Here is a 25,841-nt window from a genome sequence, read left to right as displayed (position 1 = left end):
TTAATCATCATTATGGATGATTATTTTTAACTCGCACCAGGGACTGATCGATTCCAGGAAGACTTTCGGACGCCCTTGCTCGCAGCCTATGCGGTAACGGCCCTCCCCCTCTCCGCCCAGGGCTCTTCCCGGATCGGCAGATGTATCAGCGCCGAAAGCGCACCGAAGCCCACGCCAATCCACCATACCAGGGTGTAGTTGTTGTAAAGGTCGTACAGCGCGCCACCCAGCCATACCCCCAGAAAACCTCCCAGCTGGTGGGAGAAAAACACGACACCGTACAGGGTGCCCATGTACCGCAGGCCGTAGATCTGGGCCACCAGGCCAGAGGTGAGCGGTACCGTTGCCAGCCACAGGGAACCCATGGCAACAGAGAACAGCACCACGGTTTCCGGGGTGATCGGCGTCATGATGAACGCTGCCGCCACCAGGGTTCGCAGCAGGTAAATTGAGGCCAGCAGGTATTTGCGGGAATACCGGTCGCCCAGCCAGCCGGCCAGCAGAGTTCCGCCAATATTGAACAGGCCGATGAGTGCGATAGACAGCGCGCCCAGTGCGGTTGCCGAGGTCAGGCCCAGGGTGTGAATCAGGGTGCCGGGTATGATGGCACCGCACATTTCCACAATGAAGGCCGGGAAGTGGGCGGTAATAAAGGCCAGCTGGTAACCGCAGGAGAAGAAGCCGATAAAGATGAACAAAAAGGTTGGGTCCTTGAGCGCCCGTTTCAGCACGGTGCCCATTTTTTCATCAACGATCGAGGTGCTCGCAGGTGTTGGTGCCCGCATGAACGGCAGCACCAGCAAGGACACAAGGATGAAACCGGAGAACACCAGAAACACGGACTGCCAGGGCATAGAGGTCAGCAAGGCCTGAGCCACCGGTGGCCCGACAATTTGTCCCGCCGAGCCGGCGGCAGTCACAATACCCAGCGCCATTGAACGGTGCTTGTCAGAGGTGGAGCGCCCCACCACCGCCAGAATCACCCCGAAGCCGGTGCCGGCAATGCCGAAGCCTACCAACATCTCCAGCAGCTGGTGCTGGCCAGGGGTGATCGCAAAGGAAGAAAGTACCAGGCCAACGATATAGAAGGCCGCACCGCCGATAATGGCCTTGCGGTCGCCGTATTTCTCGGCGAAGGCGCTGAAGATGGGCTGGCCGATACCCCAGAACAGATTCTGGATGGCAATGGCCAGGGAGAACGATTCTCTGGGCCAGTTGAACTCCGCCGCTATGGGCAACTGAAACAGGCCGAAGGACGCCCGCACGGCAAAGCTGACCAGAATGACAATGCACCCGGCAATCAGCACCGGATGGATCAGATTGCTGTAGGGTTGGGTCGGTTGGCTACCGGTCCCTCTCACCGTATATGACCCGCCCCGGTGAGCATGGTATGCAGCAGCTCATGGGCATCAAACTTGGTCAATGCTTCGTCAGCGCCCACCTGGCGGGCGTAGCTCACGCTCATTTCACTGTTCAGGGAGGTGTGCAGAATAATAAAAGGCTGCTTCAGCGTACGATCGTTGCGGATATTGAACGTCAGCTCGTACCCGTCCATGCCCGGCATTTCGATATCGCTTACCAGCAGATCCACCGGCCTGCCCTCTTCCCGGGCGTTAAGAACGATATTCTGTGCCTGGTGGCCGTCGGTGGCCATTTCAAACGGAATGTTATGACGATCAAGCACGTCTGCCAGTTGGCGTCGGGCCACCTGGGAGTCGTCCACCAGCAGAATGTTCAGAGCCCGCAGGGCTTCGGTCTCCCGATCCGTCAGGGTGGTGACCCTGCTGGCAGCCGGGTCCGGCAGCACTCTTGCCAGTACCAGTTCCACATCCATCAACTGAACGATGCCATTATCAATTTCGATGGTACCGGTGATGAAGGCAGCGGGCCCGACCCCTTTCGGGGGTGGCGACACGTTTTTCCAGTCCACATCAACGATCCGCTCCACCTGGTGCACCAGAAAGCCCACTTCCTGACGCTGGATATCGGTAATGATGATGGATCCGTTTTTCGGGTCATCGCTGGCCGACCGGCCATAGCCCAGGGCGAAGGCAATATCCACTACCGGAATGGTGGCTCCGCGGAAGGTCATGGTTCCCCTCACCGCCGGATGGCTGTGGGGCAGCACCCGCAGGGGCACCACTGGCGAGATTTCCCGCACTTTCAGGGTGCCAACGGCAAATCGCTGGGTCGCGCTCAGCCTGAACAGCAGCAGCTTCTGCAACGAGTGCGTACGTTTCTGTGTGGACATTAATGGACCATTCCCGTGTTCGGTGAGTGCACTCTACTCTCTAATCTCTACTCTCTACTCTCTACTCTCGACTTCCAACTCTACGATCAGCGCTTCTACCCCATGGTATCGGTCAGCCTGCGGGTATCTTGAATTTTAATCACCGCCGGGGATTCTGCCGCCGGCCTTGAGGCGTTCGATACTCTGGTTCAGAATGTTATCTCAGGACACCAATATAAGAAAAAAGAGGTCGTCATGTCACAGGAATATAAGAGTTTTTCAGAATTTTACCCGTACTACCTCGATGAGCACCGGAATTTGAACTGTCGCCGGCTGCATTTTGTCGGCAGCCTGATCGTGCTGGTCATTCTGGCCGCGGTGCTGGTGACCCAGGCCTGGATCTGGCTGTTGCTGGTGCCACTGGTGGGCTATGGTTTTGCGTGGGTGGGACACTTCATGTTCGAGAAAAACCGGCCAGCCACCTTCAAGCATCCGTTGTACAGCCTGATGGGTGACTGGGTGATGTTCCGGGATATTCTGACTGGGCGGGTATCGATCTTTTGATGCCGGCGGCTACTCGATGTGATCAGCAACCACCTCGTTCAGCTCTGCGTAGTCACACTCCTGCTGGGCCAGGAAGCCCTGTGACGAATCCACAGCGACGTTGTCGTCCCGCATGTAACGGCGCCCCAGCAAGGCCGGGTATCGGAAGTTGTGGCGATCGGTCAGCGAGAACTCCGCCTCGTGCATACTTCCGGCAATGCAGAATTCCATATCCACCACATAGCGATCCTGGGTTTCCGCGTTTTTACGTTTGATTCCCACGATGCGTTTGACGGGACGCTCAAAGGTCAGCGCTACATTGACCTCATCCCCATCACCGGCTTTCTCCGTGTCATCCAGATCATGGTGATCATCAAGCGGTATCTCAAACCGTATCCATTCCTGGCCGTCTTTTTCAAATGGCTCGATATTCACCGCGTGCAGGGACGACGTCAGTGCGCCTGTGTCCAGGCGGGCCTTCATGCGCAGTTCGGGATCTTTCAGCACCAGCCATTCCACAAACCCCAGCACCTCCGGCTCATCGCTGTTGCTGCTGTCTGCCTGGGCATTTATTGCGAACAGGGGCGCACAGGCCAGAGTAGTGGCCAGCAACCATGCTTTGGTGGAGGTTTTCGGGGAGGATCGGTTCATGCAGAACTCCTTGGTGATTAAAAACTCAGGGGAACGTCATCTGCCGAGTTTGTATACTACGTTGCACTTATCCGATAAATCCCATTTGTTTCAATAGATTAATCTTTTGTCAATGATGAGGAACCGACCTGATCCGGAACCTCGGGCGGTAACTCCGGCTTCGACAGCCGCCGCTTTACCCAGTCGCGGCAAGGTTTCTCAACATACTCATAGGACCATTTTGACAACCAGATAATGGCAGCAAGCATGATGAGGTTGATGACGACGGAGACCCAGCCCATGGGTTGTTCCGGATCAATACCCAGAATGAACTCGGACACGTTGGATACGCCAAACTGCAGCAGCCTGTGAATCATGTAGATGGAAAATGACCACACCCCGATCTGGCGGATGAGGCCTATGTTCAATACCCGGGACAAGGCACCGCCGTCAGGCGCGGAGAACACCAGGATTGCAACACAGAAGCTGGCCACAGCCAGCAGCGCGAATACATAGCCCTGGCCAGCAAGGCTCACGGAAGCAATGACCAGCAAGGTGGCCGCCAGTTCTGCCCCTGTAAGCGCCTGTCTGTTTTTGCGAATGGTGGCTAGCCAGTTCTCGTGCACTGCCTTGCTCCGGATCCGGTACACCAGTATGCCGAGGTAGAAAGCGCCCAGGCATCGGATAAAGCCATAGTCGTAGGTGGTCAAGAGCCGCTCCTGCCCCAGAACCTGCAAGGCCAGATAGCAACCAGCGCTGACCAACAGCGGGAAAATCAGGGTGCGTTGCCGGTCGAGGCTGACAGTCAACACAAAAAATACAAGGTAAGCAAAAAATTCGGTGCTGATGCTCCAACTGGGCTGGTTCCAGCTCAGGGAATCGTGAATACCCATGGCATGGATCAGCATCAGGTTGCTGAAAAAGGTGCTTACATTGTTATCGACCAACTGGTCGGTACCACCGAATCCCGAAAGATAAAGGTACTGTTTCAGCAGAACGTAGGGTACCCAGAGCATCAGCGTAAACAGATGAAGCGGATACAGACGACCTAAACGGAGCGCGAGATAGCGGGAGAACCCCATACCTGCCAGGATTTTTTCGCTGTAAGCGTAGGCCATCACGAAGCCGGACAGCACGAAGAACAGGTCAACGAACAGATAGCTGTTGCTGATAAAGGCAAAGGATTGGTTTTCGAACCGAAATGGAGAGTGGTAGATAACTACCAGACATGCGGCAAGACCGCGAATGGATTCAAGACGGGTAAACACGAGCCTCTCCCTGGTTCAGACGCCACGCAGGCGATTCTGTCGCGTCTCTGCACATCCTTACGCTTCCCGGCACCTTCAGGCCATCATACCGGCAGCATTTGCAGCGAACGCTCCAAGGCTACCAAAGCCCGGGATCTTCGTCTTGTTTTTCTTTTTGTTTCGGAGGCCCAGACCGGGCGCACGCGTTCTGGCGGGCGCCCGGTCTGGATTCAGATTACTCAGAAACGGGCGGTCAGACCAAGCCCGATACCGTCGACGGTGATTCCGTCCGTCTTGCCGTAGCGCATGTACTCAACGTTGGCGGAAAGTGCGGAGTGGATGGCGACATCCACACCGATACCGTAGGAAAAGTCAGACTCATCATCCGTTCCGGAATAGCCCGGGCCGGAAAATCCAAACTCATAACGGGTGAAGCCAAGTACCAGATATGGTGTGGCCGGCGACTCGTTGGCCAGGTTCAGTGTGGCGTAGCCACCAAAAAGACTGTCAAGCTCAACGTCTGTGACGCCAATGGAGTCATCGTTGGCACCAAAACCTGCGCGTGCTTCAAGACCAAAATATGGCGAAACCATGGCGCCGACCTTACCGGACAGCATGCCCACATCGGCATCAACACTGCCATCGTCAATGGAGACGAAGGTGTAATTGGCTCCGGCGTAAAGCCCGCCCGTGCCGGAGCGGTACATGTCGGCCTGAGCTGGCAGGCTGACGGCCAGTCCGGTTGATCCAGCCAGTAAAATGGTAGCCAGGGTACGTGTTGACAATAATTTCATCATTTTATCTTCCTCGTTGTTACTCAGTCCGCCTCAAGAAATTATGAGTCGCTGGACTTCCCTTGTTCAGGATCGCCCGAAGGCCGGGAACATTGCTATAGGTCCCCTGATCCTTTACACGGTTTTTACGGGTTCTTTACGAAGTCATCAGATCTGGTGGCCGCTGTTCTGGCCGTCCGATATCGGGTGGTGTCAGTGAAGTGTTCAGGCTTGAGGGATCAAACTGAATCCTGCACCCGGAAGGCATCGATAAGCTCAGGGAAAAAGCTCAGAAAACGGGCTTCCAGTTCCTGATCGTGAATCCGAATTTCCTCGATAATGCCCTGAAACTGGTTCCGGAAACGAATCTGTCCCGCAACCCGGTCCATGGCGTGTCCAATGGTGTCAAAATCGGCGTAGGCGTGGAACCAGTCGTAACTGATCATACGCTCTGTCACCTTTGCCATTGGCTCAGGCATGAGTTTACGCCCTTTCTCAAGATCCGAATATAACCAATTGATATATTTACCTTGGTCACCGTCACCGAACTGCTCCCAGTGCCTCAGCAAATAGTGATCAAACAGCATATCCAGAGCCACCCCGGCGAACCGCCGGCGCTGGCTGGAGAACAGGGTCTTGCAGGCCAGCACCTCCGGATGCCGGTCAGTGAATGCATCCACTGCCCGGTGATTGTGCAATCCGGCCCGCACTTCCCCGCTTAGCTGTTGCGGGTCAACGCCCCGGGCAAAATCACCCAGCAGATTGCCAACCCGGGATTCCACCGTTGGCCGGGCCAGATACAGGTGGGCAAAATGGTTCACAGCGACAGCCAGTTCCGGATACAGGCGCCAACTTCCTGGATTTCCTCCAGGCAAACCGCGTGGTCCATGGGGTAGGCGTGATACTCGGGGGCATAACCCATGGCCTGCAAACGGGCGACGGAATCCTGGCCCAGAGTCTCACTGACCATGGGATCAAAGGTGCCGTGGAACACGCTGATGGGAATCTGCCGGTTAGCTTCAGAGGGTTCAATGGTATCGGCGGTGGCAAAATAGGTGGACATGGCCAGGATTCCCGCAAGCCGTTCCGGATAGGTCAGGCCCAGCTGGTAGGCAACGGCACCGCCCTGGGAGAAGCCGGCAATGATGATACGCTCCGGGGGCACACCACGGTCCCGTTCCTGACGGACCAGCTCGGCTACGGCATCAGAGGATGCCAGCAGTTGCTCGGTGTCTACGGTTCGTTTGACGTCCATGGCCTTGATGTCGTACCAGGCGGGCATCACCATACCGCCGTTGATGGTAACCGGCATCTCCGGCGCGTGGGGAAAAATGAAGCGGACAGCGGCATTGGCTGGCAGCCCCAGTTCCGGAACAATGGGCTCGAAATCGTGGCCGTTGGCGCCAAGTCCATGCAACCAGATAACAGAAGCCGTCGGCTCCGCCCCGGTATCTACCTGTACGTACTGAAGTGTGGTCATTGTGCCTCCGTGGTCGGTTGATGTTACCGGGTTTACTGGTCTACCACCGCACCTTTGTCACGGGCGGTCAGTGAGCTGATGACCGGATTGGCGTACATGGCCACCAGATACGGCCGGATTGCCTCGTCGCAGGCATCCAGGCGCCGCTCCATTTCATCTTCGGCGGCCTGCAGTTCGGCAGGCGTCCAGCTTTCAGCCGTCACCACCTCTTCACCAATGCTGGCCGGCGTCTGGTGAGACCCCGGATGAACCTCCCGCAGGTTGTAGGCCACCAGGTTGGAGGCGTGCAGGTGATAGTTAACGTGCATCTCGTCGTCTATCAGGTTGGCCAGGTCTTTGGCGTTGTCTGGCGAGTTCGCTATGGGCGTACCGAAATGCACATGGACGTGACCCTTGAAGCCGGTCAGGCCCTTTACGATCTGCTCGGAGTCTTCGTTCTCTGCTTTCTGGTAGGTTCCGGTACGGGCGCGGATTTCCAGTTCCCGGGCCTTGTCGGTATCGCAGGGGTCGTACTCATAGGCTATGGACACCGGTACGATATTCATCTTGTTCATGGCTTCCGCAAAGCCGAGGCCCTGCTTTTTGCGGCTCATGTAGAACATTTTGATGATGGCCGGGTCGGTCAGATCTATGCCGTTCTTGGCGCGACCTTCACGCTGCGCAATCCAGATGCTGTGACCATCGTCCAGGCTGTGGTTGATGAAGCCTGACAGGGTCATGAACACGTTCCGCATTTCCCGCGGGCTCTGAATGTTTCTGCGCACGACGAAGCTCTTGTTGAGTCGCATCATTTCGGCAAACACCGGGTTTTGCAGAAGGTTGTCGCCGATGGCAATCCGGGTGGTGTCAAAGTCATTGAGATAAAGCAGGTGATTCACCACCATGGGATCGAAGACGATATCCCGGTGGTTGGAGATAAACAGGTAGGACGTGTTGCGGTCCAGTTTATCCAGGCCTGAAGAGGTCAGCTGGGTGGTGGTGTTGCTGACCAGCGTGGTGACCTGCTCGGCGACACGGTGCTGGATATCCCGAACGGTACGGGCATCATCAAAATGCCTGGCAAGCCAGCCCTTGACCCGGCGACGAACCAGGCCCGGTAACCATTTTGCCAGAAACGGAGAACGGAAGCGGCCAACCATCAACTGGAAGTCCGGATCGTTCTGCAGCCGTGACACGGCGCCGGGCACTTCGTCATCGCTGTAGGGCCGAATTGCGTCAAATTCCTGCATGAAATTCCTGTTTTTTATGATGTTTTACATAAATCAGGTGGCTCGGGAAGTGCACAGCCGTCCCGTCAAAACGGCGCTATTGTAACGTCTGAAGACAAAAGATGCCTCTCCCCTTGTGGCGGAGCCTGGTTAATGGATCCAAAAAGCGAGCGGACAGGTCTTGCCAAAATCGTGCGTAGCCATGGATGGCGGAGCCCGAGCGTACATGGACGTATTCACAGCGTATTTTGGCAAGACCTGTCCGCTTGCTTTCACACAGAGGTTGCCAGCGCCCTGCTCACTCATCTGCTTTCTGGTATGCTCTTCGCCGATCCCGAGCGTCAAAATCAAACACCGAAACAAAACGGATAGCCTGCCCGCCCATGGATTTCATGACCCTGAGCCGAGAAAAACCCGACGCACCACTGCAGTCACCGTCGGAAGTGTTGCACCGTGTGTTCGGTTACGACCAGTTCCGTCCGCTCCAGGGCGAGGTCGTGGATACCCTGGTAGGAGGCCACAACGCGCTGGTGCTGATGCCCACCGGTGGCGGCAAATCACTATGTTATCAGATTCCTGCCCTGGTCCGGCCCGGCACCGGTGTGGTTATTTCACCGCTGATCGCACTGATGCATGATCAGGTGGCAGCACTGCGGCAACTTGGCGTGCGGGCCGCCTACCTGAACTCCCAGTTATCGCCGGAGCAGGCCCGGGATACCGAAAACGATCTGATGCGGGGCGAAATCGACCTGCTCTACTGTGCGCCGGAGCGCCTGCTTCAAGCCCGGACCCTGAGCCTGTTACACGACTCTCCCATCTCCCTGTTCGCCATTGACGAAGCCCACTGTGTGTCCCAGTGGGGTCATGATTTCCGGTCTGACTACCTGGGCCTGAGCATTCTGGCGGAACAGTTTCCGGAGGTGCCGCGGGTGGCGCTCACCGCCACCGCCGATGAAAGAACCCGCAAGGAAATTGCCGAGCGCCTGTCACTGACCGATGCCCGCCACTTTGTCAGCGGGTTTGACCGGCCCAACATCCAGTATCGTATTGCCGCGAAAACCAATGCCAATACCCAGCTGCTGGAGTTTATTCGCCAGGAGCATCAGGGTGATTCCGGCATTGTTTACTGCCTGTCCCGCAACAAGGTAGAAGCCACCGCGGCACTTCTGCAAGGCAAAGGTTACGACGCACTGCCCTACCACGCAGGCCTGCCAGCGGAGGACCGGGCCCGTAACCAGGAACGTTTTCTGCGGGAAGACGGTGTCATTGTGGTGGCCACCATCGCCTTTGGCATGGGCATCGACAAGCCCGATGTCCGCTTCGTCGCTCATCTGGATCTGCCCAAAAGTCTCGAGGCCTACTACCAGGAAACCGGCCGCGCCGGCCGCGATGGCAAACCCTCCACGGCCTGGATGGTGTATGGCCTGCAGGATGTGATCAAGCTGCGGCAAATGCTGGAAGGCTCCCAGGGTAACGATCAGTTCAAACGCATCGAACGGCAGAAAATGGATGCCATGCTGGGCCTGTGTGAAATCACCACCTGCCGCCGTCAGGCTCTGCTACGGTATTTCGGGGATGAACTGGAACAACCCTGTGGCAACTGCGACACCTGCCTGAATCCTCCCAAGACCTGGGACGGCACTGAGGCTGTGCGCAAGGCCCTGTCCTGTGTTTACCGCACCGGTCAGCGCTTCGGGGTCGGTTACGTGATTGATGTGTTACGGGGCTCAGAAAACGAACGTATTCTGCAGTCGGGGCACCATCTGGTCACCACCTTCGGAATTGGCAAGGAGCTCAGTGCAACCCAGTGGAAATCGGTGTTCCGGCAACTGGTCGCCAATGGCTATTTGCGGGCCGATCCTGACGGCTACGGCGCCCTGCAGCTCACCGAGTCCTGCCGCGCCCTGCTCCGTGGTGAAGCCACCCTGCAACTGCGCCTGGATCCGGACAAGAAGACCAGCAGCACACGTACCCGCACGGCACGGGCAGACCTGCCCCCGGTTTCCGATCCGGTTGGCTGGGAAGCACTGCGGGCGCGCCGCAAGGCTCTGGCGGAGGAACAGGGTGTTGCCCCCTTCATGATTTTCCACGACGCCACGCTGCAGGAAATCCTCGAAAAACGCCCTGCCACCCTCAGTGAAATGGCCAGCGTCAACGGCGTGGGTGCCGCCAAACTTGAGCGCTATGGTCAGGTGTTTCTGGACGTGCTCGCCACGCTGGACTGAGCCACAGCCCCCTTCTCCACCGCATTCGCCTGGGTCCCGTCTGGTTAATCTGCGACAGCAGCCCCGCCATGGGGCTGTCGAATAATTTCAACAAATCTGGTCAGCCATTGGGTTTTCGGCTAAAACTGAACGTACGTTTATCGTGCGAGTGCTTTAATGAACGCAAAAAGGAATCTGTTCATGATCAGGAGTTTTGGTAATACCAGTTTCACAGCCTGGCTGCGCGGCATCTCATGAACCATTGCCCCCGGCTGCTGCTTGTCGTTGTGCTGATGTCGCTGTCCATTGCCTCGGCCCTGGCCGCCGCTGCTCCTGCCCAACCGGCGGATTCCGCAGAGTCGGAGAATAGACCACAAGCCCAACCGGAACCGGAGCTTTACCGGTTGTGGTATCGCAACTACGACAGTCCTCCGATTCTGTCCCTGCTCACCCTTGCACTCTCCAAAACGCCGGAATACGGTCCGTTCATCATCGAACGCTCCGTAGAGATGGGTCAGGGCCGGGCATTGCTTGAACTGCGGGGCCGTAGTGAGCTGATTCATATAGCCAACGTTGCCACCTCACCGGATCGGGAACGGAATCTCTATTCGATTCCCATCCCCATCGACGGCGGGTTACTGGGTTATCGGGTGTGCGTGATCAATGCCGACCATGCCCACCGGTTTCGTGGCGTTACCAGTATCGATCAGATGACCGACCGGGGTTTGCGGATTGGCCAGGGCAGCCATTGGCCCGACACCGAGATACTCAGGGCCAACGGCGCGCACGTCATCACCCATGCCCGTTTCGAACAATTGTTCGACATGCTGCTGAACGAACGTTTTGACTGTTTTGCCCGTGGCGTCAGTGAGGTGATTTTTGACCTGGAAATCACCCGCCATGATCAGCTCATTATCGAGCCCGAGTTGTTGCTGGCCTACCCCATGCCGTCCTATTTCTTTGTGGGTCCCGAGGATCACGCTACTGCTCAGCGCATTCAGCTGGGTATGGAACGAGCCATAGAGGACGGCAGCTTCGGGCAGTTTATCGAACAGTTTTTTGGCTACGCCCTGAAGTCACTGAACCTCAGGGAGCGCACATTGATCGAACTGACCAATCCGTTCCTGTCGGAGGAAACGGCAGCCCAGGGTAAACGCACCCTCGAACGCCTGACCCAACGCCTGCGCTCACCTATGAAAGATACACCCTGACCACTCCCCGCTGATTACACCGTAGCTTGCGGGCCACCCCGGAAATACCCTGCAGACCACCGCCGCCGGTTACATTGAGCCCCGCCCCGTGCTTTCTGTTAGACTGACCGGCCAAAAGCCGTCGTACATACCTGCACATCCACTACACCAGGAGCGTTACTGAATGGCCCATGAAGAGCTTCACCTGAGTCTCCGTAACCTGACCAACGACGATTATGATCAGCTCAAAGTACTTATGGACAGGGTCTATGATGACATCGGCGGAGCCTGGCCCTATGAGACCATCAAGTCGCTGATCGAACAGTTTCCGGACGGCCAGATCTGTATCGAAGACAGTGGTGAACTGGTGGCTGTGGCCCTGACCGTAAGCGTCAAGTACGAGCGCTTCAGCAACCCCCACACCTACGACGACCTGATTCTTCGCAATGAGAAGATCTGGCACAACCCCAATGGCGACTCGCTGTACGGACTGGATGTGTTCATTCATCCGGATTATCGGGGCTATCGTCTGGGGCGCCGGCTGTATGAGGCCCGCAAGGACCTGTGCCGGTCCATGAACCTGCGGGCTATCCTTGCCGGTGGTCGCATTCCCAGCTATCACAAGTACGCAGAGCAGTACACGCCAGCGGAATACATTCAGCGGGTCGACCGTAAGGAAATCTACGACCCCATTCTGAGCTTCCAGCTGTCCAACGACTTCCAGGTCACCCGGCTGATGCACAAGTATCTGCCGGAAGATGAAAAGTCACTGGGCTATGCCACCCTGCTGGAATGGAACAACATTCTGTACACCCCGCCCTCAACCGTACTGGCCAGCCGCAAGACCCAGGTCCGTATCGGTGCCGTGCAATGGCAGATGCGGGAGTTCACGTCAGTGGAAGAGGTGTTGAAGCAGGTTGAGTATTTCGTCGATGCGCTGTCTGACTACAAGAGTGATTTCGCGATCTTCCCGGAGTTTTTCAACGCGCCGTTGATGGGGCTCACCGATCAGGTGGACCAGAACCGTGCCATCCGTTTTCTGGCCGGGTTCACGGAGCAGTTCCGCAACGAAATGTCGGAAATGGCGGTCAGCTACAATATCAACATCGTCACCGGCTCCATGCCCTTGCTGGAAAACGACCGGGTGTATAACGTCAGCTATCTGTGTCACCGGGATGGCCGCGTGGACGAACAGCGCAAGATTCACATCACACCCCATGAACGCCGTGACTGGGTTATTGAGGGTGGCGACAAGTTCAAGGTGTTTGAAACCGATGCCGGCCGGGTTGCCATCATGGTCTGTTACGACATCGAATTTCCCGAGCTCGGACGCATTGCTGCAGACCAGCAGGTGGACATCATCTGCGTGCCTTTCTGGACCGATACCAAGAACAGCTATCTGCGCGTGCGCCACTGTGCCCAGGCCCGGGCTATCGAGAATGAGTGCTACGTCATCATTACCGGCAGTGTCGGCAACCTGCCCAAAGTCGAGAACCTGGACGTCCAGTATGCCCAGTCATCGGTGTTTTCACCCTCGGACTTTGCCTTCCCCCATGATGCTGTAATGGCGGAAACCACGCCGAATACCGAAATGATCATGTTCTCGGACCTCGACCTGGAAAAGCTGACACTGGTCCGCAACGAGGGCTCGGTGACCAACCTGAAGGATCGTCGTACCGACCTGTATTCCCTGACCACCTGGGATGGCAAGCAGGACGTTGATGACGATCAATAACAGCCACTATTAATCGCGTTAGTGTCGTACTGGCCGGTCTTATTGGCAAAAAAAGCCTGGCACAGTGCGACAGCTCACATTAAAAGCCTGCTATAGCAGGCTGAAATAATTGCCAAACGGTCAAGCAGTGGCTAAGGTTTAGCCACTGTCAGATAATTTACCCACGAATAAATGATTGTGACCGGAATGACAACGCTGTCGGCGGTACAGCCGTCCAGGGAACGTGATATGCAAAATCCAGAAACCGCATTCCAGACTGCGCTTCCCGATCTTTTAGCCCGATTTGCTCTTCGTAAAGGGCTATTCCGCAAGGAATTGGTAGAAGCCCGGGTATTTGACCTGAGTCAGTTCAGCTGTGTACTGAAAACCGATAAAGTCTTTGAACCAGGCGATACCCTGTCGTTTGAGCTGGAAATGGCCATGCCTTTTGAAAACATTGAAGCGAAAGGCCTGTCCGGACTGATCACAGAAAGAAGAAAGTACTGTAGCAACTTCTTTTATGCAGTTGATTTTATAGGAAATAATTTCCAACCAAAGGCTGAAAAATCGGAACAGCTCGAGCGTATCAGGGAAGTGCTAGATCGCAAGAAGTCACTTCTGTCCCGTCGCGAAGGTCCTTCACAGCCCGGCATGCGGGCATCCGCCTGACCCCCGCTTCGCTCTGGCATTGCTGGCTTTCCATCGCAGTTCGTTTGCCAGTTCAGTCTCTTGGTGCATAAGCCTTTTGGTACTACAGTCTATTGATAGAATAGTCTGTTGATATCACAGTCGTTTGTTGCAACAGTGTTTTGATAAATAATTGAATTGTTAAAAACCAAACGGGTCATCTGATCGTAAGCTCTAACCCTGAAAGATCGGTGGCTGGTTTCATCGCGGAAACGGAGAGCAGCATCATGGCGAAAACCGGAAAGAAAGATAAATCCAACGTTGATAAGATCGTAAAAAAGGTCAACAAGGAATTCGAGAAGACCTCAGCCCAGGTTGAAGGCCTGATCGATGACGCCTTCAAACAGTTCGACAGCCTCCAGCATCAGGTACAGGAGCCCGTCCGTAAGCTGATCAAGGATATGGAAGAGCTGCGCGAGCGGGAAGTAAAACGTTTCCACGATGAATTCGAACGCCGCATGGCTGAATTCCAGAAAATGCAGCACAGTTTGCTGGATCGTCTCGGCATTGCCCAACGCGAAGCCAAACGCGGCCAGAAGGCTGTTGACGAATCGCTGACCAAGACCGCCAAAAAGGCAGAAAAGACCGCAGCCAAGTCCACCACCAAGGCCAAAGCTGCGACCAGCAAAGCCAAGACTGCAACCAAAAAGGCGGCTGCATCCACCAAGGCAACTGCCGGAAAAGCAGCGGCGGATACCAAAACCACTGCCCGCAAAACCAGAGCGTCTGCGAAAGCTGTCGTCAAAAACCAGGACATGTCTGATCTCACCCGTATCAAGGGTGTCGGCCCTGTCACTGCCACCAAGATGAAAGCCGTAGGTATTACCTCCATTAATCAGGTCGCTAATCCAACCGAGGCAGAACAGGAAAAGCTCAAGCAGTTTTCCTCCATGCGCGGTTCGGAAAACTGGTCTGCTGAAGCGAAGAAACTGATCGAATGAGAACAAACGAACAACCGGTACTGCGCGATATCGTTCTGATTGGGGGTGGCCACAGCCACGTAGGTGTACTCAAGCGTTTTGCGATGAAGCCGGTACCGGGGGTTCGTCTGACCCTGATCTGCCGCGATACCCATACGCCCTACTCCGGTATGCTGCCCGGCTATGTTGCCGGGCATTATGAATACGACGATGTTCATATTGATCTGAGCAAGCTCGCCGAATTCGCCGGCGCCCGCTTTTACCGGGATGAAGCCATTGGCATTGACCGCAGGAACAAGCGGGTTATCTGCAAGAACCGCCCTGACGTCCCCTGGGATTTGTTGTCCGTCAACATTGGTTCCTCTCCTCGGGTAAACGACGTTGCGGGTGCCGCTGACCACGCTGTCCCGGTCAAACCCATCACCGGTTTCAACCAGCGTTGGCTGGCCTTGCTGGAACGGGCTGAAACCCACGACGGACCTCTGGCCATTGGTGTGGTCGGTGCCGGTGCCGGCGGTGTTGAGCTCACCCTCGCCATCCAGCAACGGTTGCGTCAGGAGTACAAGGCCCGGGGCAAGGCGGTGGATCAGCTGTCGTTTCATCTGTTTGATGGCGCCAGTGAACTGTTGCCGACCCACAATAACCGGGTGCGCGAGTCCTTTGGTCGTACCCTCAGTGAACGGGGCGTACACCTTCACCTGGGATCACCGGTGACTCAGGTAGAAGCTGGTCTGCTGAAGACCGAAGCGGGGCAAACCGTTCATCTGGATGAAATTCTCTGGGTCACCAGGGCCGGTGGACCGGCCTGGCTGAAAGAGACCGGTCTGGCACTGGACGACGGTGGCTTTATCCGCTGCCGCGACACTCTGCAAACCGAAACCGACGACGACATTTTTGCCGCCGGTGATATTGCCAACGTTATTGATCATCCTCGCGAAAAGGCGGGTGTGTTTGCGGTAAGACAAGGTCCGCCGCTGGCCGAAAACCTGCGCCGCCGCGCCCTTGGCAAGGCGCCGAAACCTTTTGTTCCCCAGAAAACCTGGCTGGCGCTGATCAGCACCGGCGACAAGTACGCCATTGCCTCCCGGGGCGAGCGCTTTACCCAGGGCAAGCTGGTCTGGCAGTGGAAGAACTGGATCGACCGCCGGTTCATGAAAAAATTCACTGACCTGCCAGCCATGGATGAACAAGGGGCGCTGCCGGATACCTCGGCCGCCCAGAACCCGGAAGAAGCCTCCCAGGCGATTTCCGCGGTGGCCATGCGCTGCGGCGGCTGCGGTGCGAAGGTAGGTAGTACCGTGCTGTCCCGCGCCCTGGCTGAACTCAGACCCATCGAGCGGGACGATATCCTGGTGGGCCTGCACGCCCCCGACGATGCCGCCGTACTGACGGTGCCCCCGGGCAAAGCCGTGGTTCACACCGTGGATTTCTTCCGGGCCTTTATTGATGATCCCTATGTGTTTGGCCGGGTCGCTGCCAACCACAGCCTCGGCGACGTGTTCGCCATGGGCGCCGAAGCCCAGAGCGCCACGGCGGTCGCGACCGTTCCCTACGGTATCGAATCGAAAGTGGAAGACATCGTGTTCCAGATGATGACCGGCGCCGTTGAAGTGCTCAACGAATCCGGCTGCGCCCTGGTGGGCGGCCATACCGGAGAGGGCCGGGAGCTGGCGCTGGGATTTGCCGTCAACGGCCTGATCAGCCCGGATCAGATCATGAGCAAAAGTGGTCTGAAGGCCGGCGACAAGCTGATTCTGACCAAGGCCATTGGTACCGGCACGCTGTTTGCCGCTCACGCCAGACTGGCAGCCAAAGGGCGCTGGATTGATACCGCCCTCACCTCAATGATGCAGTCCAACCGTGAGGCGGCCCGCTGTCTGCTGCGTCATGGCTCTCGGGCATGCACCGACGTTACCGGTTTCGGGCTGCTGGGCCACCTGGTGGAAATGACCCGGCCGTCCGGGGTCGATGCCATTCTGGATCTGTCGGCCATTCCGGTCCTGCCCGGGGCGGAGGAAACCGCAGCCGCCGGTATTCTCAGCTCGCTGCAACCCGCTAATATACGTTTGCGCCGGGGTATCCGCGATCAGGCCGCCTGGGTAAAGCATTCACGCTACCCGCTGATCTTTGATCCCCAGACCGCCGGCGGTCTGCTGGCCAGCGTTCCCGCTGACCAGGCAGATGCCTGCGTTGCCGAACTCAAGGCACTGGGCTACCCGTTGACGGCCATCATTGGTGAGATCACCGCCCAGGGCGAAGATATCGAACCCATCACCCTGCGTGACTGAGTGCCCGGGCGACGGCCAGGTCCAGGGCCGCTCGCTCGGCTTCTGGCGTAAACTGGTCGGCCTGGCGGACAACCGTGTCCGTCAGGCTCTGTAGCCACTGCGGATCGTTTTCAGACTTCAGTAGAAGAGCCGCCAGTGCCTGCTCGTCCTGCACCGGATAATAGCCGGGGTACTCCGGTCCCAGCAGTCCGATATTACCTGGTATGGCCGAGGCAATAATCGGCAGACCGGCGCGGCAGGCTTCCGATACAACATTGGCACCGCCTTCCATTACCGAACTGATCACCATCACATCACTCGACGCCAGCAGCTCGGCAGTCCTTTTGCGATCCAGCTGGCCCAGCCACTGATAGCGGGGGTTTTTCGCCATTTCCTGACGAGCGGCCACCGCCCAGTCTTCGTTGTGAGCCTTGCCTGCCTGCAGGATACGTATATGGGATTCATCGGGCAGCAGCCTGGCGGCAAGCCCCGCCCGCAGGGAATCCTTTTCTTCCCGCAGATGACCGATCACACACACCTGGAAGAAACCGTCCTGCCGCGGCTGCCGCAGCAGCGGTTCAGCAGACTGAAGCACCGGCGTCAGTCGGTCCCGGAAACGGTCGGGAATATCCTCAGCCACCAGTCCATGCAGACTGATCAGCTGATCCGCAGCGTCCATGGTCGCCAGTGTCTGCTGGGGGTGAGTATGCTGAAACTGATAGATGTCAGTACCAGTCAGCGCTACAACCAGCGGCTTCAGGGCAAAGTCCCGTCGCCAGGCGCCAACGGCCTCATGGCTACGCCAGGCGTGCAAGGCGATCAGCAGATCCGCATCGGCCGCCGCTTCCGCAGTGTATTCAGAGCACAACGAAACCCTGTGGCCGGAGATCTCAAGCAGTTTTGCCCAACGCTCGGCAGTCGCACGATTGCCAGCCAGCGAGCCCATGGGGGCGGGTGTCAACAGCAGGATCTTCATGGGGTTACTGGCATCCTCTGGAATGCTTCGGTAAATTGGCGGGCATCGTAGCGGAAACCCTCGTATTGCGGTAAGCCAGCTGCGACATATCAACGTATGATAGTCCCATCACTTCACTAATCCCGTTTCAAGGAAAGAATCATGCTCAAAAAACTGATCGGTGCTGTAGCGATAACCGCGAGCTTTGCCTTCTCCGGCATCGCCAGCGCCAACACGTTTGTTTTTACCGCCATTCCCGATGAGGATGAAACCAAACTCATCGAGCGTTTTGGTGTGGTGGCCGACTACCTTGAAGAACAACTGGGTGTCGAAGTTCGCTACATCCCGGTGAAATCCTACGCCGCAGCAGTTTCCGCGTTTCGTAACAATCAGGTTCAGCTGGCCTGGTTTGGTGGCCTGTCCGGTGTTCAGGCACGGCTTCTGGTGCCGGGCTCCGAAGCTCTGGCACAGGGAACCGAGGATCCTGATTTCAAAAGCTACATCATTGCCCATTCCAGTACCGGTCTTGAGCCCATGGACCAGCTGAATGACGAACTTCGTGGCAAGACCTTTACCTTTGGTTCCAAGGGATCCACATCCGGCCGCCTGATGCCCGAGTACTTTCTGCGGGAAGCATACGGTGAAGCGCCGGAATCGGTCTTCTCCCGGGTCGGATTCAGCGGCAACCATACCCGAACCGTACGTCTGGTAGAAGCCGGTACCTATGAGCTGGGCGCCGTCAATTACAAGGTCTGGGATGCCGGCGTTGCCGATGGCTCCATTGATCAGAGCAAGGTGCAGCTTATCTGGAAAACTCCCGGATACCCGGATTACCAGTGGACCATTCGCGGTGACGTGGATGCCACCTTCGGTGAGGGCTTCAAGGAGAAGGTCCGGGAAGCTCTGCTTAATATGGATGACCCGGATCTGCTGGCCAGCTTCCCGCGGGGTGGTTTTATTCCCGCCAGCAACGACGATTACGAAGTGATCCGGGAAACCGCCGAAGCCTTGGGCATCATTGATTGATGGATGCCCTCAGGCTGGAAGGACTGTCCGGCTTTTTCGGGGGCCAGCGGGTATTGGGCCCGCTGGACCTGACCGTTCAGCCGGGCGAGCAGATTGCCCTGGTGGGCAAGAGCGGTGCCGGTAAATCCACACTGATCCGGCTGATACACGACCGGATCGGGGATACCGGGTCGCTCGTGCCCCAGGAACTGGGGCTGGTCAATTCGCTGTCGGTGTTCCATAACATCTTTATGGGACAGCTCGACCGGCATGGCAGCCTCTACAACCTGGTGACGCTGTTGCGGCCTTTCAGCGCAGATCGCGAGGCGGTAAAACGCATTCTTGCCAGTCTTGATATGGACGACAAACTGTGGAGTGCCGCCGGCAGCCTTTCCGGGGGCCAGCGCCAACGCACGGCCATTGCCCGAGCGCTCTACCGCAATTCAGAGTTGCTGTTGGCGGATGAGCCGGTGTCCGCACTGGACGGCCCGCTGGCCTACCGGGTGATGGCGTTGTTGCAGGCGCAGTTCCGCACCTTTGTGGTGGCCCTGCACGATGTGGATCTGGCCCTGAGCCACACCACCCGCATCATCGGTATCCAGAACGGAAACATAGCGCTGGACGCGCCCAGTGCAGAGCTGACCCCTGCCGACATCCGGCCACTTTACGACTGAACCATGGCTGCCCCCTTATTGCCCAAAAAACCCACTCCAGTCAGAGCAGTTCCATGAAGTTCCAGATTCCTGGCATGCCCATCACCAGCTCGAAAACCGCGCGTACCAGCGTGCTTTTCCTGGGCATCGCTTTGCTGTGTCTGGGCTTCTCCGACATTGCCATCACCACGGCAAATCCCTGGCAGGACCTGATGCGGTTTTTCTGGGGTGTGATGACTCCGGATTTTCTGTCCAGTGAAGGGCTTGCCACCGCCTTGTTGCGCACCGTTGCCTTTGCCTTTGTCGGCGTGGCCATCGGCAGTATGGCGGGCTTTCTGCTGGCGCTGGTGTACCGCTTCCGGGCGGTGCGGACCTTCGCGGCTTTTATACGGGCCATTCATGAGCTGTTCTGGGCACTGATCTTTCTCCAGTTTTTCGGCTTTCACCCGCTGACTGGTGTACTGGCCATCGCTATCCCCTACTCGGGCATTTTTGCCAAAGTCTATTCGGAGATACTGGACGAGGCCGACCCGGAGCCAAGAAACCTGCTGCCATTGGGAACCGGGGTGCTGTCTGCATTCCTGTACGCCCGAATTCCGGATTGCTGGGACCAGATTCGCACCTACACCTCCTACCGGCTTGAGTGTGGCCTGCGTTCGAGCGCCATCCTGGGGTTTGTGGGCCTGCCGACCCTTGGCTTCTACCTGGAATCGTCGTTTTCCCAGGGGCTGTACTCGGAAGCCGGGGCCGTGTTGATTCTGTTCTACGTGCTGATCGCAACCATCCCGTTGTGGGTGCGTCCGAAACTGCTGCCGGTCTACATTATCGCCTCGCCCTTCTTCCTTGGTGACGGGCTGCCCATTGTCTGGGGCAATGTTCACCGGTTCTTTACCGAAGATATTGTGCCCTCTCCGATCCGCTACGGTGACGGACTGGAGGGGCTGCTGCCCTGGTTCTCCGATCTGTTTGTCAATCAGGCCTTACCCGGCATCTGGAATACCCTGGTACTGACCCAAATGGCCCTGGTCGCCACCGGGATCATCGCCTTGCTGGCCTTTCCATTGATATCGAAGCATTTTGGCGGTCCGGTGCGGCGTACCGGTGGTCACGTTTTCCTGGTGATTGCCCGCTCAACGCCGGAGTACATTCTGGCCTACATTCTGCTCCAGTTGTGGGGGCCGTCCATGCTGCCCGCAGTGGTTGCCCTGGCGCTGCACAACGGCGGCATTATTGGTCATCTGATCGGTCGGCAGACCAACGGCATCACCCTCAGACCCGATGCCCCCGGGGGCGCGCTCCGCTACGGTTATGAACTGCTGCCCCGGGTCTACCCGTCGTTTCTGGCGTTTCTGTTCTACCGGTGGGAAATCATCATGCGGGAGACGGCGATACTGGGCATTCTCGGTATCTATACCCTGGGCTTCTATGTGGACAGTGCCATTCAGAACATCCAGTTTGACCGGGCAATCATCCTGATTGTGATTACGGCCATGCTCAATATCGGCATTGATGCCCTGTCCCGCCGTATCCGCAAACGACTGGCGCTGCAGACCATGCCGACCTGCTGACCGGATTGCGGATTTGCCTCAGGACTGTCCGTGGCCCTGGAACAGTATCCGGAATGGTATTGCCAGCCGGTCGCCGTCGTCACTGAGTTCGGCACGCCAGGTCATGTGGGGATCGGTGCTACAGAACGGCGGCGTGAAGGTAACCCGGAACCGCTGACCACCCGCCAGCCTTTGCAGTCGCAACGGGTACTCACCCATATACATGCTTTCGCCCTTGAGTATCAACAGCGGCGAAGTAACGGCTCCGGGGTAATTGAGGGTCAGCCGGAGCTCGGGTCCGGACGGGCTGTCACCGATTCGCTCCAGGGTGATCTCGCCCTGATCTTCGCCGGAGCCCCAGCGGCAGGATTCCACCAGTGGCCGGCATTCAGGCAGCTCAATCCAGTCCGGCGAGCCTGATGTCTGGTTGAGCGTGTCCTGTTCAAGATAGCCGGGACCGAAAACCATCAGAGCCACCAGTAAACCCAGAATCACGATTACAACGGCCGCGTGCCGCATTGGCTACTTCTCCTGCTATCCGGATACCGGGCCTATTATCCGGGTTCTCTCCCGGCACGCCAGCCGCAGCGACCGGAACCCGGGGAAAGGCTGAATTGACTTGCCGGGCGTATAGGTGTGCCTACGGGTTACCCTGACTGGCCAATACGTGCGAAAATGTGCGGCTTTTCCAGGGTGCTTTTGCTGTGACCATCTGCAGCTGGTCCTTGCGGTTACTGGCGCCTGTTCGGGGTTCCGGCACCAGCCCGGTTTCAGAACCGGACATTCACGCATCATCCAACGGAGACACTCACCGTGCAACCGGATATATCGATCAAAAACCTGAGCAAGGTATATGACGATGGTTTCCAGGCTCTGAAAAACGTCAGCCTGGACATCCAGAAAGGTGAGATTTTTGCACTGCTGGGCCCTAACGGTGCCGGCAAAACCACTCTGATCAGCATCATCTGTGGCCTGGTGAATCCCACCTCCGGTCAGGTGCTGGCTGCCGGTCATGACATTATCCGTGATTACCGCAAGGCCAGGGCCATCATCGGCCTGGTACCCCAGGAGCTGAACACCGACTCCTTCGAAAAAGTCTGGAACACCGTCAGCTTCAGCCGGGGCCTGTTTGGCAAGCCCCCCAAACCTGAACATATCGAGGCCATCCTGCGGGACCTGTCACTCTGGGATAAGCGCAACAACCGGGTGATGTCCCTGTCTGGTGGCATGAAACGCCGGGTGATGATTGCCAAGGCCCTGTCCCATGAACCGGATATTCTGTTCCTTGATGAGCCTACCGCAGGCGTGGACGTGGAGCTGCGTCGGGATATGTGGGAGATGGTCCGCAAGCTGCGGGACAAGGGTGTCACCATCATCCTCACCACCCATTACATCGAGGAAGCGGAGGAAATGGCCGACCGTATCGGCGTGATCCGCAACGGCGAACTGATTCTGGTGGAGAACAAACAGAGCCTGATGGCCAAGCTGGGCCGCAAGGAACTGCGCCTGCACCTGCAGCATCCCTTGGAAACCCTGCCGGAAGCCTTGTCAGACCAGCCCCTGAGCCTGGACGAAAGCGGCTATGAGCTGTTGTACACCTTCGACAGTCAGCAGGAGCAGGCCGGTGTCGCCCGGCTGTTACGTCAGCTTGCCGACCTGGGCATTGAATTCCGGGATCTGCAAACCCGGGAAAGCTCCCTCGAGGAAATTTTTGTTGGTCTGGTGCATGAGTAAGGAATCGTTGTTATGAACCTCTATGGCATTCGCGCCATCTACAAGTTTGAAATGGCCCGCATGTGGCGCACGCTGATGCAGAGTGTGGCCTCACCGGTCATCTCCACCTCCCTGTACTTTGTGGTGTTCGGTACCGCCATTGGGTCCCGCATGGGGGATATTGACGGTATCAGCTACGGTGCCTTCATCATTCCGGGCCTGATCATGCTGACACTGCTGATGCAGAGCATTTCCAATGCCAGCTTCGGCATCTATATGCCCCGCTTCTCCGGTACCATCTATGAGGTGCTGTCGGCGCCCGTATCCTACTGGGAGGTGGTGATTGGCTATGTCGGTGCAGCTGCCACCAAGTCGGTCATTCTTGGGTTTATCATCCTGTTGACCGCCAGGTTGTTTGTGGATTACAGCATTCTGCATCCGGTCTGGATGGTGGCATTTCTGATTCTGACCGCCGTGACCTTCAGCCTGTTCGGCTTCATTATCGGAGTGTGGGCCGATGGCTTCGAGAAACTCCAGATCGTGCCGCTGATGATCGTGACACCGCTGGTGTTCCTGGGCGGAACCTTCTATTCCATCGACATGCTGCCGGAGGCCTGGCAAACCATCACCCTGTTCAATCCGGTGGTCTATCTGATTTCCGGCTTCCGCTGGTCGTTCTACGGTGTTTCAGACATTCATATCGGCATCAGTGTGGCGATGATTCTGTTTTTCCTGGTCATGTGTATGGTGCTGATCAGCTGGATCTTCCGTACCGGCTTCCGGATCAAGCCCTGAAGACCATGCAGGGAAGCAGAATGAACCGCACGCGCAGATATCAGCCAGTGATCGCCATCGCAGCGCTGCTGGCGATCCTGAGCCTTTCGGCGACGGCACAGGATGGTCAGGCCCTGCCTGCCGTTCCGGCGTGCCTGCTGACCGAGGCCGAGACCCTCACGCTGAATCTGGAACTGGCGGATACACCGGACCAGAAGCGAATCGGACTGATGGGGCGAACCGTTATGGCCGCTGACCATGGCATGCTGTTCCGCTACCCGCACCGCCGCAGTGGCGATGCCGGCTTCTGGATGTACCAGACCCTGATGCCTCTGGACATCGCCTGGCTTGATGAAAGCGGGACCATCGTCGCCCTGGACACCATGGTTCCCTGCCCGGAAACCCGGGGCCAGCGCTGCCCGGTCTACACTCCCGGGGTTCCGCATTATCAGGTACTTGAATTAAATTCTGGTTATTTTTCAGCCAACTCTGTCACCGTAGGCGACAAGCTGGCGCTGGTAACGAGCGACCAAAACCCCTGCCAATAAAGCCCTCAGGTAACCCTTCCCGGCTTTCTCATTGACACACCTCACAGCTGTTGCTTACCCCCCTTCTTCACACCCATCCATCACCCTATACTTCTCGTGGTTTTTAATGAGACCCGGTCTGGCGGCTTGCGCTGTTTACCTGTCTGCTGTCATTAAAATGCATTAAAAATCAACAACCCGCCTGAAGACGGACTTCTCAGGCAAGGAACAGGGTAATGGAACTACTTTCCCCGGACACACTGAAAACAGTGTTGATCGCGGGCCATCTTGTTGGCCTTGCGTTCGGCGTCGGGGGTGCACTGACTCTGGACATTATTGCGTTCCGGTACTTCTATCTCGACCGGATCACCGCTGAAAAGCTCATCATCTTTCACTTCATTGCCCACCTGGTCACCTTCGGTCTGATTATTCTGTGGCTCACCGGGCTCGCTTTCCTGTGGCTGTACTGGCAACACCAGCCCGAACTCCTGGGCAACCAGAAGGTCTGGGCCAAGCTCGTCATCGTGGCGGTGCTCACGGTCAACGGTTATTTCCTCCACCACAGGGTGTTTCCGATTCTGGACCGCAACCTTGGCCGGCAGATGTTCCACCGGGTGACGGTGGATGAAAAAGCCATGATGTTCTCCCTTTCCAGCATTTCCATTATCAGCTGGGGTTTTCCGCTGGTGCTTGGTGTGGCCCGCTCGCTGAACTTCACCACCGGTATGGAAAACATTCTGGCGTTCTATTTCCTGATGCTCAGCAGCACCTGCCTGGTGATGTGTGCACTGTTCAAGTTGTTCATTGACCCTCTCCGTCGATTGCTGTTCAGGCGGACCGCCATCTGAACAGTGCCGGTAACAGAGAGCTATCGAAGTTGTTGTCATGCCCGGTGCAAGGGGTACGGGCCAAAACCATTGCTACCCGGCATGTCCGGTAGCCGTGTTTCACCTTTAAGTACAGGATTAAAAACGTGTGCTATGAAAACTAAATCCAGCCTGGCCCTGCTGTTATGTGGCAGTGCGCTATCCGGCACGGCAGCGGCCAACCCCCTATGCGATGTAAATTACATCATCCAGCACAGCTGGCAGACCGGTGCCGTCCACCGGGTTCAGGTCGATTACAACGGACCGGCAACCACTGGTTGGGAACTGAGCTGGCGTTTTCCCGGACAGGAGAAAATTAACTCGATCTTCAATGTTGTGCCGAGTCAGCAAGGTAACGAAGTAACCATCACCAACCTGGGCTGGAATGCCCGTATCCGGCCCGGCAGCGAACTGAAGTTCGGTTTTAACGTCAGCAGCCCGTCCGGCGATGTGCCCACGGAATTCTTTTTTAACGGTGAACGCTGTGGCGATCCCGGCGATGGTACCCCTGACCAACCCGATCCTGCAGAACCGGAACAGCCGGACCCCGCAGAGCCGGATCAGCCCGACCCGGTTGAGCCGGAACAACCCGATCCGGTGGGGCCCGATCAGCCAGATCCCGTTGAGCCTGACGAGCCTGATCCTGTCGAACCGGAGCAGCCGGAGCCCGAAGACCCCCAGGACCCGGTCACCCCACCGGCCAGCAGT

26 protein-coding genes are annotated in these 25,841 nt (G+C 57.2%); 15 read left to right on the top strand and 11 right to left on the bottom strand.

The window, feature by feature from the left end; all coding sequences use genetic code 11:
• Positions 1-86: 86 nt before the first annotated feature.
• Both AAC035_RS02245 and AAC035_RS02240 read right to left on the bottom strand, forming a co-directional pair.
• Positions 87-1,361 (bottom strand): MFS transporter, encoded by a 1,275-nt coding sequence (locus tag AAC035_RS02245; RefSeq protein WP_339799568.1) that lies wholly within the window; start codon positions 1,359-1,361, stop codon positions 87-89.
• Complete coding sequence (locus AAC035_RS02240) at positions 1,358-2,251, bottom strand: chemotaxis protein (protein ID WP_339799567.1); 894 nt, start codon at positions 2,249-2,251, stop codon at positions 1,358-1,360. Before AAC035_RS02240 ends, AAC035_RS02245 begins: the two co-directional genes overlap by 4 nt.
• Positions 2,252-2,485: 234 nt before the next feature.
• Between AAC035_RS02240 and AAC035_RS02235 the strand changes: the two genes are divergently transcribed.
• On the top strand, positions 2,486-2,794 hold the full coding sequence (locus AAC035_RS02235) for an Mpo1-like protein (RefSeq protein WP_339799566.1): 309 nt from the start codon (positions 2,486-2,488) through the stop codon (positions 2,792-2,794).
• Positions 2,795-2,803: 9 nt separating this feature from the next.
• On the opposite strand, the gene AAC035_RS02230 is transcribed toward AAC035_RS02235, so the two are convergent.
• The 6 genes from AAC035_RS02230 to AAC035_RS02205 form a co-directional block, all read right to left on the bottom strand.
• Positions 2,804-3,424 (bottom strand): ATP-dependent zinc protease, encoded by a 621-nt coding sequence (locus tag AAC035_RS02230; protein WP_339799564.1) that lies wholly within the window; start codon positions 3,422-3,424, stop codon positions 2,804-2,806.
• 98 nt (positions 3,425-3,522) lie between these two features.
• Positions 3,523-4,671: an acyltransferase gene (locus AAC035_RS02225; protein WP_339799563.1), complete on the bottom strand. Its 1,149-nt coding sequence runs from the start codon at positions 4,669-4,671 to the stop codon at positions 3,523-3,525.
• 218 nt (positions 4,672-4,889) lie between these two features.
• Entirely contained in the window at positions 4,890-5,447 is a 558-nt protein-coding gene (locus AAC035_RS02220; RefSeq protein WP_339799561.1) for a porin family protein, read from the bottom strand.
• 215 nt (positions 5,448-5,662) lie between these two features.
• Complete coding sequence (locus AAC035_RS02215; RefSeq protein ID WP_339799559.1) at positions 5,663-6,244, bottom strand: ACP phosphodiesterase; 582 nt, start codon at positions 6,242-6,244, stop codon at positions 5,663-5,665.
• On the bottom strand, positions 6,241-6,903 hold the full coding sequence (locus AAC035_RS02210; protein WP_339799557.1) for an alpha/beta fold hydrolase: 663 nt from the start codon (positions 6,901-6,903) through the stop codon (positions 6,241-6,243). Before AAC035_RS02210 ends, AAC035_RS02215 begins: the two co-directional genes overlap by 4 nt.
• Positions 6,904-6,935: 32 nt before the next feature.
• Complete coding sequence (locus AAC035_RS02205) at positions 6,936-8,132, bottom strand: 1-acyl-sn-glycerol-3-phosphate acyltransferase (protein WP_339799555.1); 1,197 nt, start codon at positions 8,130-8,132, stop codon at positions 6,936-6,938.
• 362 nt (positions 8,133-8,494) lie between these two features.
• Between AAC035_RS02205 and recQ the strand changes: the two genes are divergently transcribed.
• The 6 genes from recQ to selD all read left to right on the top strand — a co-directional run bounded on the left by recQ (position 8,495) and on the right by selD (position 17,114).
• The gene (gene recQ / locus AAC035_RS02200; protein ID WP_339799553.1) at positions 8,495-10,336 is read left to right on the top strand and encodes a DNA helicase RecQ; all 1,842 of its coding nucleotides are present in this window, start codon (positions 8,495-8,497) and stop codon (positions 10,334-10,336) included.
• Between the two features lie 233 nt (positions 10,337-10,569).
• Entirely contained in the window at positions 10,570-11,526 is a 957-nt protein-coding gene (locus tag AAC035_RS02195) for a hypothetical protein (RefSeq protein WP_339799552.1), read from the top strand.
• A gap of 163 nt (positions 11,527-11,689) precedes the next feature.
• Positions 11,690-13,240, top strand: coding sequence for a bifunctional GNAT family N-acetyltransferase/carbon-nitrogen hydrolase family protein (locus AAC035_RS02190; protein ID WP_339799550.1), 1,551 nt, complete (start codon positions 11,690-11,692; stop codon positions 13,238-13,240).
• Positions 13,241-13,468: 228 nt separating this feature from the next.
• Positions 13,469-13,888, top strand: a complete 420-nt coding sequence (locus AAC035_RS02185) for a hypothetical protein (RefSeq protein ID WP_339799548.1) — start codon at positions 13,469-13,471, stop codon at positions 13,886-13,888.
• A 245-nt stretch (positions 13,889-14,133) separates the two neighbouring features.
• Positions 14,134-14,847, top strand: a complete 714-nt coding sequence (locus AAC035_RS02180; protein ID WP_339799546.1) for a DUF4332 domain-containing protein — start codon at positions 14,134-14,136, stop codon at positions 14,845-14,847.
• Complete coding sequence (gene selD, locus AAC035_RS02175) at positions 14,844-17,114, top strand: selenide, water dikinase SelD (protein WP_339799544.1); 2,271 nt, start codon at positions 14,844-14,846, stop codon at positions 17,112-17,114. Before AAC035_RS02180 ends, selD begins: the two co-directional genes overlap by 4 nt.
• Here the strand turns inward: selD and senB are convergent.
• Entirely contained in the window at positions 17,098-18,069 is a 972-nt protein-coding gene (gene senB / locus AAC035_RS02170; protein WP_339799543.1) for a selenoneine biosynthesis selenosugar synthase SenB, read from the bottom strand. The two genes, selD and senB, sit on opposite strands and share 17 nt — an antisense overlap.
• 141 nt (positions 18,070-18,210) lie before the next feature.
• Here senB and AAC035_RS02165 point away from each other — a divergent pair, with 141 nt between their 5' ends.
• The 3 genes from AAC035_RS02165 (at position 18,211) to AAC035_RS02155 (ending at position 21,274) form a co-directional block, all read left to right on the top strand.
• Positions 18,211-19,074, top strand: coding sequence for a putative selenate ABC transporter substrate-binding protein (locus AAC035_RS02165; RefSeq protein ID WP_339799541.1), 864 nt, complete (start codon positions 18,211-18,213; stop codon positions 19,072-19,074).
• Positions 19,074-19,727 carry an ATP-binding cassette domain-containing protein gene (locus tag AAC035_RS02160; RefSeq protein WP_339799540.1) on the top strand — a complete coding sequence of 218 codons (654 nt, stop codon included), beginning with the start codon at positions 19,074-19,076 and terminating at the stop codon, positions 19,725-19,727. The genes AAC035_RS02165 and AAC035_RS02160 overlap by 1 nt, the downstream gene beginning before the upstream one ends.
• 80 nt (positions 19,728-19,807) lie before the next feature.
• Positions 19,808-21,274 (top strand): ABC transporter permease, encoded by a 1,467-nt coding sequence (locus AAC035_RS02155; protein WP_339799580.1) that lies wholly within the window; start codon positions 19,808-19,810, stop codon positions 21,272-21,274.
• An 18-nt stretch (positions 21,275-21,292) separates the two neighbouring features.
• Here the strand turns inward: AAC035_RS02155 and AAC035_RS02150 are convergent, their stop codons facing one another.
• Entirely contained in the window at positions 21,293-21,772 is a 480-nt protein-coding gene (locus tag AAC035_RS02150; RefSeq protein ID WP_339799538.1) for a hypothetical protein, read from the bottom strand.
• Positions 21,773-21,893: 121 nt separating this feature from the next.
• Positions 21,894-22,037, bottom strand: coding sequence for a hypothetical protein (locus tag AAC035_RS02145; protein ID WP_339799536.1), 144 nt, complete (start codon positions 22,035-22,037; stop codon positions 21,894-21,896).
• A gap of 29 nt (positions 22,038-22,066) precedes the next feature.
• Here AAC035_RS02145 and AAC035_RS02140 point away from each other — a divergent pair, with 29 nt between their 5' ends.
• From AAC035_RS02140 to AAC035_RS02120, 5 genes are all read left to right on the top strand, one after another.
• On the top strand, positions 22,067-22,987 hold the full coding sequence (locus tag AAC035_RS02140) for an ABC transporter ATP-binding protein (protein ID WP_339799534.1): 921 nt from the start codon (positions 22,067-22,069) through the stop codon (positions 22,985-22,987).
• 12 nt (positions 22,988-22,999) lie between these two features.
• Positions 23,000-23,761 carry an ABC transporter permease gene (locus AAC035_RS02135; RefSeq protein WP_339799532.1) on the top strand — a complete coding sequence of 254 codons (762 nt, stop codon included), beginning with the start codon at positions 23,000-23,002 and terminating at the stop codon, positions 23,759-23,761.
• A gap of 20 nt (positions 23,762-23,781) precedes the next feature.
• On the top strand, positions 23,782-24,288 hold the full coding sequence (locus tag AAC035_RS02130) for a DUF192 domain-containing protein (RefSeq protein ID WP_339799530.1): 507 nt from the start codon (positions 23,782-23,784) through the stop codon (positions 24,286-24,288).
• Between the two features lie 215 nt (positions 24,289-24,503).
• Positions 24,504-25,115 (top strand): hypothetical protein, encoded by a 612-nt coding sequence (locus AAC035_RS02125; RefSeq protein WP_339799528.1) that lies wholly within the window; start codon positions 24,504-24,506, stop codon positions 25,113-25,115.
• Between the two features lie 132 nt (positions 25,116-25,247).
• On the top strand, positions 25,248-25,841 hold a 594-nt coding region (locus AAC035_RS02120), incomplete at its 3' end, for a cellulose binding domain-containing protein (protein WP_339799526.1).

Source organism: uncultured Marinobacter sp. (genome assembly GCF_963974375.1).
GTDB lineage: Bacteria > Pseudomonadota > Gammaproteobacteria > Pseudomonadales > Oleiphilaceae > Marinobacter.
Note: the sequence above shows the minus strand (reverse complement) of the source record. Positions and strands in the feature narration are given on the sequence as shown.

What these genes read in the sequence shown, in the direction of transcription:
- AAC035_RS02240 (WP_339799567.1), bottom strand. Translation starts at nt 2,251, where the DNA reads ATGTCCACACAGAAACGTACGCACTCGTTGCAGAAGCTGCTGCTGTTC.
- AAC035_RS02235 (WP_339799566.1), top strand. Translation starts at nt 2,486, where the DNA reads ATGTCACAGGAATATAAGAGTTTTTCAGAATTTTACCCGTACTACCTC.
- AAC035_RS02230 (WP_339799564.1), bottom strand. Translation starts at nt 3,424, where the DNA reads ATGAACCGATCCTCCCCGAAAACCTCCACCAAAGCATGGTTGCTGGCC.
- AAC035_RS02220 (WP_339799561.1), bottom strand. Translation starts at nt 5,447, where the DNA reads ATGATGAAATTATTGTCAACACGTACCCTGGCTACCATTTTACTGGCT.
- AAC035_RS02210 (WP_339799557.1), bottom strand. Translation starts at nt 6,903, where the DNA reads ATGACCACACTTCAGTACGTACAGGTAGATACCGGGGCGGAGCCGACG.
- AAC035_RS02205 (WP_339799555.1), bottom strand. Translation starts at nt 8,132, where the DNA reads ATGCAGGAATTTGACGCAATTCGGCCCTACAGCGATGACGAAGTGCCC.
- recQ (WP_339799553.1), top strand. Translation starts at nt 8,495, where the DNA reads ATGGATTTCATGACCCTGAGCCGAGAAAAACCCGACGCACCACTGCAG.
- AAC035_RS02195 (WP_339799552.1), top strand. Translation starts at nt 10,570, where the DNA reads ATGAACCATTGCCCCCGGCTGCTGCTTGTCGTTGTGCTGATGTCGCTG.
- AAC035_RS02190 (WP_339799550.1), top strand. Translation starts at nt 11,690, where the DNA reads ATGGCCCATGAAGAGCTTCACCTGAGTCTCCGTAACCTGACCAACGAC.
- AAC035_RS02185 (WP_339799548.1), top strand. Translation starts at nt 13,469, where the DNA reads ATGCAAAATCCAGAAACCGCATTCCAGACTGCGCTTCCCGATCTTTTA.
- AAC035_RS02180 (WP_339799546.1), top strand. Translation starts at nt 14,134, where the DNA reads ATGGCGAAAACCGGAAAGAAAGATAAATCCAACGTTGATAAGATCGTA.
- selD (WP_339799544.1), top strand. Translation starts at nt 14,844, where the DNA reads ATGAGAACAAACGAACAACCGGTACTGCGCGATATCGTTCTGATTGGG.
- senB (WP_339799543.1), bottom strand. Translation starts at nt 18,069, where the DNA reads ATGAAGATCCTGCTGTTGACACCCGCCCCCATGGGCTCGCTGGCTGGC.
- AAC035_RS02165 (WP_339799541.1), top strand. Translation starts at nt 18,211, where the DNA reads ATGCTCAAAAAACTGATCGGTGCTGTAGCGATAACCGCGAGCTTTGCC.
- AAC035_RS02160 (WP_339799540.1), top strand. Translation starts at nt 19,074, where the DNA reads ATGGATGCCCTCAGGCTGGAAGGACTGTCCGGCTTTTTCGGGGGCCAG.
- AAC035_RS02150 (WP_339799538.1), bottom strand. Translation starts at nt 21,772, where the DNA reads ATGCGGCACGCGGCCGTTGTAATCGTGATTCTGGGTTTACTGGTGGCT.
- AAC035_RS02145 (WP_339799536.1), bottom strand. Translation starts at nt 22,037, where the DNA reads ATGTCCGGTTCTGAAACCGGGCTGGTGCCGGAACCCCGAACAGGCGCC.
- AAC035_RS02135 (WP_339799532.1), top strand. Translation starts at nt 23,000, where the DNA reads ATGAACCTCTATGGCATTCGCGCCATCTACAAGTTTGAAATGGCCCGC.
- AAC035_RS02130 (WP_339799530.1), top strand. Translation starts at nt 23,782, where the DNA reads ATGAACCGCACGCGCAGATATCAGCCAGTGATCGCCATCGCAGCGCTG.
- AAC035_RS02125 (WP_339799528.1), top strand. Translation starts at nt 24,504, where the DNA reads ATGGAACTACTTTCCCCGGACACACTGAAAACAGTGTTGATCGCGGGC.